The organism is uncultured Rummeliibacillus sp. (assembly GCF_934216135.1).
In the GTDB taxonomy this organism is placed as follows: domain Bacteria; phylum Bacillota; class Bacilli; order Bacillales_A; family Planococcaceae; genus Rummeliibacillus.
Genome location: NZ_CAKQBI010000026.1, coordinates 38,738 through 46,798 on the forward strand (window position 1 = coordinate 38,738; position 8,061 = coordinate 46,798).

At 35.4% G+C, this 8,061-nt stretch carries 6 protein-coding genes; all 6 read left to right on the top strand.

Annotated elements, in window-relative coordinates; genetic code table 11:
- Positions 1-3 precede the first annotated feature (3 nt).
- From essC to Q0977_RS14240, 6 genes are read left to right on the top strand one after another with little or no spacing between them, the layout of a single operon-like run.
- Positions 4-4,467, top strand: a complete 4,464-nt coding sequence (gene essC, locus Q0977_RS14215; RefSeq protein ID WP_299515197.1) for a type VII secretion protein EssC — start codon at positions 4-6, stop codon at positions 4,465-4,467.
- A complete protein-coding gene (locus Q0977_RS14220; RefSeq protein WP_299515199.1) occupies positions 4,468-4,872 on the top strand; it encodes a hypothetical protein in 405 nt (134 codons plus the stop codon).
- Position 4,873: 1 nt separating this feature from the next.
- Positions 4,874-5,179 (top strand): WXG100 family type VII secretion target, encoded by a 306-nt coding sequence (locus tag Q0977_RS14225; protein WP_299515201.1) that lies wholly within the window; start codon positions 4,874-4,876, stop codon positions 5,177-5,179.
- A complete protein-coding gene (locus Q0977_RS14230; protein ID WP_299515203.1) occupies positions 5,176-5,844 on the top strand; it encodes a DUF5081 family protein in 669 nt (222 codons plus the stop codon). The genes Q0977_RS14225 and Q0977_RS14230 overlap by 4 nt, the downstream gene beginning before the upstream one ends.
- Complete coding sequence (locus Q0977_RS14235) at positions 5,841-6,152, top strand: hypothetical protein (protein ID WP_119417119.1); 312 nt, start codon at positions 5,841-5,843, stop codon at positions 6,150-6,152. Before Q0977_RS14230 ends, Q0977_RS14235 begins: the two co-directional genes overlap by 4 nt.
- Positions 6,149-7,987 carry a polymorphic toxin type 15 domain-containing protein gene (locus Q0977_RS14240; protein ID WP_119417118.1) on the top strand — a complete coding sequence of 613 codons (1,839 nt, stop codon included), beginning with the start codon at positions 6,149-6,151 and terminating at the stop codon, positions 7,985-7,987. The genes Q0977_RS14235 and Q0977_RS14240 overlap by 4 nt, the downstream gene beginning before the upstream one ends.
- Positions 7,988-8,061 lie beyond the last annotated feature (74 nt).

The following is an 8,061-nucleotide window of genomic DNA, read 5'->3' on the forward strand; positions in this document are numbered from 1 at the left end:
GAGATGCAGTATATCTTAACAGTAGTTGAAGAAAATCATTTTCATCGCTACGAATTTAATCCAAATCAGCAAGAAAAAATTACGATCAGTTCGGACATAAAAGCTACGATTACTATCCCATTTATGGAGAATAATCTAATTTGTGTGTGGGATGGTAAACAATTAATGGTTAATAATGACCAGTTAAATATTAACCAAAAAAAAGCATTTGCCAATGTAACATTAACGTTTTTAGAAGTTGAGAATACGTGTTATGACCTTTTAGGTGTTACACATTGGACTCTTGGGAATGAAGTGGAAGATACCATTATTGTAAAAGGAAATACTCCCGTAAAAATCATTATCAATAAAGTAAACCAACATGAATATTCTTATTTTACTGTTGAAGGTCATCTATTTGTTAATAACAAATCAATGCTACAAGGAAGCTTCCAAGATGGAGATTTGCTTTCTATCCAAAATATCATACTTTCTATCAATAATGATCTATTGACAGTTGCAAGTCCAGTCGATGGTTGTCATGTACAATTACAAGAAATACCATTCAAAACATTGGAATTTAAAAATACGTATCATCGTTCACCAAGGGTTCGATACCATCAACCAGATGAGGATAAATTGATTGCTACACCACCTTCAAGGCCTACCAAGCCTAGTGAACAATTAGGTCGAATTATTGTTCCACCATTAGTGATGTTGGCTGCAATGTTATTGGTCTCTATTTTTAGGCCAACTGGAATCTACATTATAGTGATGCTATCAATGACAGTCGTAACAGTTATCTATGCAATCACGGCATACATTCGAAATGTAAAAAAGTACAAAAAAGATATGGAAAATCGTGATGTTAAATATAATGCGTATCTATTGGAAAAATCAAAAGAATTATATGAAGTACAAGAAGAACAATTTAAAGCACTTGGATATCATTATCCAAAGATACTTAACCTTGTAGAATTGTTGCGGAAGCATTCTGCAAGAATGTATGAAAAAACGCCTTTTCATAATGATTTCTTATTTTATCGCTTAGGTAAAGGAACAATTGATGCAAGTTATCCTATCAAATTAAATGTAGAGGAATTCACATTAGAAGAGGATCCCTTAATGGAGAAAGCAATACAGATAGAACAGCAGTATAACCATATACAGGATGCTCCAATTATTGCAGATTTGATGAATGGAGCAGTGGGTTATATAGGAAAACGTCCACTTGTTTTGCAACAACTAAAACAAATGATTGCACAATTAGCTTTTTTCCATAGTTACCATGAAGTTCAATTTGTGATGGTTTTTAAGGAGCAAGAAAAATCCTTATGGGAATGGATGCGTTGGCTACCACATGCCAGTCTACAATCTATCAATGTTCGCTCATTTGTCTACCACGAACGTTCAAAAGAACAAGTTATGAATTCACTTTATCAAATGCTTAAAGAAAGAAAACTACAAATAGAAAAGAAAAATGCAAGAGAATTGAATGTATTTATACCGCAAATTGTTCTTGTAATTACAGATGAAACGATTATTTTAGATCATACCATAATGGAACTGCTACAAGAAGATTGCAGAAATTTAGGAGTATCTGTGATTTATGTACAAGATGTTTTGGAATCCTTACCTGAGCACATTTCAACTGTTATTCGGATAAAAGATTCAACAACAGGGGAACTCTTTATCCAAAATGGCGAATTGAAAAAGCAATTATTTGAGTTGGAATCAGTTGTTTCTGATGATTTACTCGAAGAACTAGCTAGAAGATTAGCTGCCTATGAGCATTTGCAAAATCTCGAAAACCGTATACCTGAAAGTATTACGTATATGGAAATGTATGGCGTTTCAACGGTGCAAGAATTGAAAATAGCATCGAGATGGCAAAATCATAAACCATATAAAAGTCTTGCTGTACCACTCGGTTTGAGAGGAAAAGAAGATATCGTCTATTTAAACTTGCATGAAAAAGCACATGGACCTCATGGTTTAGTTGCCGGCACAACAGGATCAGGAAAATCAGAAATCATTCAATCGTATATTCTATCATTAGCTACAAACTTCCATCCATATGATATTGGCTTCCTTTTAATCGACTACAAGGGTGGAGGAATGGCAAATCTATTCAAAGATTTACCTCATTTACTGGGGGCCATTACAAATTTAGATGGAGCACAATCTTTGCGTGCATTAGCTTCTATAAAAGCAGAACTTAGAAGAAGACAACAAATATTTGGAGAAAATGACATAAATCATATTCATCAATATCAAAAGCTTTACGAAGACCATAAAGTGCAAGAACCTATGCCAGAACTTTTTATTATTTCTGATGAGTTTGCTGAGTTAAAAGCAGAACAACCAGATTTTATGAAAGAGCTTGTGTCAACAGCACGAATTGGTCGATCTCTTGGTATACATTTAATCCTTGCAACGCAAAAACCTAGTGGAGTCGTAGATGATCAAATCTGGTCAAACTCAAAATTTAAGTTGGCATTAAAAGTGCAAAATGAAAGTGATTCGAATGAAGTTCTAAAAACAAAAGACGCCGCAGATATTACACAACCCGGTCGAGCTTATCTACAAGTAGGTAACAATGAAGTGTACGAACTTTTCCAAAGTGCTTGGAGTGGAGCAATCTATAAAGGAAATCAAACAGTTGAGGATGTTGAAGACTTTACCATTTACACCATTAATGAGTTGGGCCAATTTGAAGTTTTAACCGAAGACTTAAGTGGCCTTTCTCAAAAAGTCACCGCAAAACAACAAGTAACAGAACTTGAAGCGGTTATAGAGGAAATTCATGAAACAGCAGTATCTCAAAAAATCCAGTCAATTCCAAGACCTTGGTTGCCACCACTTAAAGAACGAATAAATCGATTCGAACTAAAATCGCAACCTAGAAAGAACAATCATTTAATAGCTCAAATTGGTATGTTGGATTTACCACATGAGCAATTGCAAACACCGTACACCATTGATTTTATAAAGGATGGACATTTAGCAGTTTTTGCAAGCCCTGGTTATGGGAAAAGTACGATGCTCCAAACGATTGCTATGCAAATTGCAAATCATTATACCCCGGAAGAAGTACATTTTTATTTACTTGATTTTGGTACAAACGGTTTACTACCATTACGCAAACTTCCGCATGTAGCGGATATGATTCGTTTAGATGAGGAACAAAAACTTCAAAAATGGATGAAACGTATAAATGGACTGATAAAAACTCGTAAAAAGTTATTGAGTCAATATGGTGTCGCTTCAGCTGCTATGTATAAAGAACTAACACATAAACCATTACCTGATATCGTCATTTTCATAGATGTAATGGATGCGGCAAATGAATCCTTATTAAAAGATGGATTTGATGAATTAATGACGAAGATTGCACGGGATGGTGTAGGGCTAGGTATTTTCCTTGTTATGACAGCAAGTAGACAACTAGCCATTCGAACACCAATTCTTATTAACATTAAAACACAAATTGTGTTATACATGATTGATCAATCAGAAAGCAGAAGCATCATGGGAAAATCAGATGTAACAATTGAAGAAATTCCAGGTCGTGCCTTGATCAAGTTAGATGAAGTAGTTCTAATGCAAGCAGCAATGCCGGCAGAAGGGGAAGATGATTTACAATTATCTGAAAATCTGCGCAACAATATTGAAGAAATTAGCCGCAACTGGAATGGTACAAAACCTGCTTCTATTCCAATGGTTCCAGAACGTGTAACAGAAGAATTTTTCTTAGAATTATTGACAGTTAAAAAGGCATACGCTGAAGATAAAATTCCATTTGCTGTTGATATGGAAAATGTAGAAGCAGTATCTCTAGATTTAAGTATCCAACAACATCTATTAGTCATAGCTGATACGGAAAGAAGATTTATGCAGGCGTATGAAGCTATTTTAAATTCTATGGAAAGGTCAACGTTCAATCCACAGCTACTAATCGTCGATCAAGTAACTGCTTTGTATAGCTCACTTCAAACATATAAAGCACAATATATTCAACAAATTGAAGATATAACAGCTTTAATCGAACAGGTGTTAGAAGCAATGAAAGCTCGACAAGAATCTTTTGTTGAACAAAAGGAAGATGGTATTTCTTCATTACGTGAATTTACGAAGCAATTGAGTCCAATTGTTCTGTTATTTACTGATATGGAAGCCATTAATAGTCAGTTGTCTTCTACCTTACAATCACAACTAGCTAAAGTTATTTCAGATGCAGCACCATACGGTATCCATTTCATCTTTGGTATGAAGAGCCAAATGGCAAGAAGTTATGATGAAGTTTCAACAGCATTGAAAAAATTGAATACAGCTATTTCAATGGTACGTTTAAACGATCAAAATGTGATTGAAGTTCAAAGACCATATCGTGAAAAAGAATTAAATGCATATGAGGCTTATATGATTCAAGGTAATCATACGGAAAAAATGAAAATCTTATCAGCGTTGCAAGTGGAGGTGATCTAAATGACTTGGGAAGATTTGAACATTTTCAATTGGGGATTAAGTAATTATGAAATTAAGGCCAAAAACTATCGTCAGCTATCTCGAGCATTGTCAAACGACAAAGAAAGCTTGCAGGATAGGATTATTGATAACATTGAAAAATCAACCAATGCTTATAAGCAATCACATCCTAATTTGAGTGATGTTGGATTTCCGACTGAATTATATAAAACAAAACAAACGCTAGTTGATCAAAAAATGGAACAATTAATGGACGACTTAAAGAATGAAAAAATTAGCTACACAACAGCCATTACTATTGCCAACGAACGAGCTGGATATTACCAACGTTTAGCAGAAGAGGAAAGACGTAGAGAAGCAGAGGCTCGAGCCAGAGAACGAGAAAAAGCTGCAAAGGGGAAATAATATGTCTCAAAATGTTGAAATAGACGGAACTAGTTTGAGTAAGGCAATTGAGCAAGCCAAAATTATAAATCGTTCTTTACTGGATGCACATGCAAGTGCGGAAGGATTTAGGAGTACATTAAGTAGTTCTCAATGGTCGGGTAGAACAAAAGATGAATTTCAAGCGTTTTTAGATATCCTTATACAATACCATTTTGATCTGTGTGATGCTGCAGATAAAAACTTAAAAGCATTAGAAAATCTAAAAAAGCATATGGATCAACTTATGAATGAACACATAGTCAATGAGGTGGAGGGAATTGGATGACAGCATTATATACAGCTGAAGAATTACTATTATTAGCTTCCGCATTTAAATGTCAAATGTTATTTGGACTCCCAGATCGACAATTGCTTGTGATGAAAAATCCACAAGGCTTTGAACAGGCGAAGCAAAGCCTTATTGATAAGGAAATTATGACGGTTGATGGAAACTTAACAACTGACGGCGGTATGGTCATTCAACTTCTAGAGCAATATGCTATAAGCAATCGTTATATCCGATTAGATAATCTTATGACAGGCTTTGGAAAAAATGGGCATCTGATTACCATTAAATGGTGTGAAGATGGAAAATTTCAATTGTATATGCATGAGGATATAGCTTTATTAAAAAGGATTATGGAAGGATATCCACTTTTTAACCGAGAACCAAAACCAGAGGACACAACCTATTTGAAAAAAATTATTAAGCAAAATGAAGTCGAGGAATATTTTGAACAAGAAAAACCAACTGTTCAACTAGAGTGTTTTAAGATTAACTATGAGGAAAAAACAACATCTGCAGAACAGTGGATTCTCTTTGAAAATAACGGAAAACTTCAAGGAATCGATATCAACCAAGAAACCGCCTATCAACTAAGTCAATATTTTCTTGTAAAGAAAATTTATGATTTTTATCGTTTTCCTTATAAGGAGGCGGATTTACGGTGACTCAAGAAATAAAAATGAATGTAGAAGAGATGATTTCATTTATCCAATACATTCAAAAAATTATAACTGAGCTTGAAGATAAGATGAAACCAGCGATTGAAGCCTTAAATGATATTAACTTTTATCAACAAGGAAAGGCGAAAAAAATAATGGGGACATATGACGAAGCTAATAGTCGAATGCTTGAGTTAAACAATTTATATAGTCGTGCTTTTTCAATAGTCAACGACATTATGAACAGTATGATTGAAGAAGATCAGGCATTAGCAACGGAGATAGCTAAAGGATTGGGGCTGATGGATGAGTGAAGCTTCTGTATGAAGATGAAAAATGGAAGAAAATCGCCTCTGCATTAGAAAATGTCAATGAAGCCCATAAGTATGACAATAAATATGAAGATGCAGATGAATTATTCGAAGATTCAAAAGGCGAAATTGCTGAAAAAGATGTTGATGGTGCCATCTCTTTTAATCCTAAAACCTATCAACCAGAAGCAAAACCGATTCGTCAAAACTATAAAAAACTCTATAATTATGCCAAAGGAATTGGTAAAATTATAGACGAAAAGGTAGATACACCCTTTTATGAGGCAATCGATGAATACATTCAAAAGATGACTGATTTAAATGTCACTGCGTATCAAACAGCCAATACGATTAACGTCCAGGAAGGTTCCTTATTCTCAGGTGCAAAAGATAAAATTACGCTAAATGATCTATACGATACGGATACAATCTACTCAGCCAAACTCAAAACAGAGTTCGAAACTTGGAAAATCCAAAATCCAAGTGAAACAGCATCAGAAGAAGATTATCGTACAGCCGCACTAAACAGCGGCGCATTCGAATACGAAGGAATCCGAGCGGGACAAGAGAAAAAAGAATTTTGGTTTAACCTGATTGCAACAGGTGTGGTAGTCGGTTTGGCTATAGTTTGTCCACCCGCAGGCTTAGCCGCAGGGGTTATTTATACGACCATCGACGCGGTAGGAGCAGTCAAAGGAGAAGACCTCATTTCAGGCAGAAAACTGTCCGATGAAGAAAGAATGATGCGCGGTGCATTTGCGATAGTACCTGGTGCCGGTGGACTAGCGGCAAAGTCATTACTAAAGCACATGCCAGCCCTAGGAACGGTAATGAAAACAGTCTCTAAAACAATGGATGATGCCGTCAAACCAATTAAAACCACAGTGGATAACCTGACTATAACGGGAAAGCAAGCCGTAAAAACAACGGTGGCAAAAACACAACAACAGGCATTGAAAGCTACGGATAGTGTAAAATCGGTCAAACAATCAATGGAAACGTCGTTTAACAAAACATTAGAACACGCCAAACAACTTGGAAAAGCTCATATAGACCAACTGAAATTTGCCCTGACTCATCCTATTATTGCCACAGTGACATCAAAAGAAGGACAAAAGAGCATTCGAGGAACTGCTAAATTTATTGATAACGTATTCCGTCCAGTTGAAGTAAGAACCGTACAAACCACAACAGGTAACAAGGTATTTGCAGGTTTTGAACGAGGCGAATCGTCTGGTAAACTAACAGAGAAAGCTGAAAATTATATAGCCATAAAACAGGCGGAGAAGGATGCTATAAAGGAATCTAAGGGTACGGGTAATACAAAAAAGCATTTAGATGATGTACCTAGAATAAAAGAAATTGAAGTGAATTTTAATAGAAATGTAAAACATGATTCAGAAGAGTTTGCTAGACAATTAAAAGACCAAGAAAAAGGAATGAATGAGTTAACGGTTGATGAGTATCTAAAAAATAGAGAAAGATATATTGCTGAGGGCCGAGCGTTAGAAGGTAATGTTGCTCAACAAACCGCTCGAGAAGAAGCATTTTCTGATAAGCTTGCAGAACTTATGGCTAACGGAAAATCGTTTGATGAAGCAGAAAAAGAAGCTAAAGAATGGCTGAATACCCAAGCAGCACTTCATAATCCAGATCAAATTGCAGGTGGAAAACCAGATAAAATTGGTGGAATGGGGCATAAGGGCATTAATTCTTCAATTGGTTCCCAATGGAGATATAGAATTGATGTTGTTGATGAACAAATAAGAGAAATGGCAAGAAGTATGACACCTGGGCAATTAAAAAACACTTATTTGAATGTAAAACTGACACACTAAGCCCAGGGGTGAAATGTCAATCATAAAAATTATTGAAATTGGAAATTATTAAGCCATTCAACACCTGAAGCTCA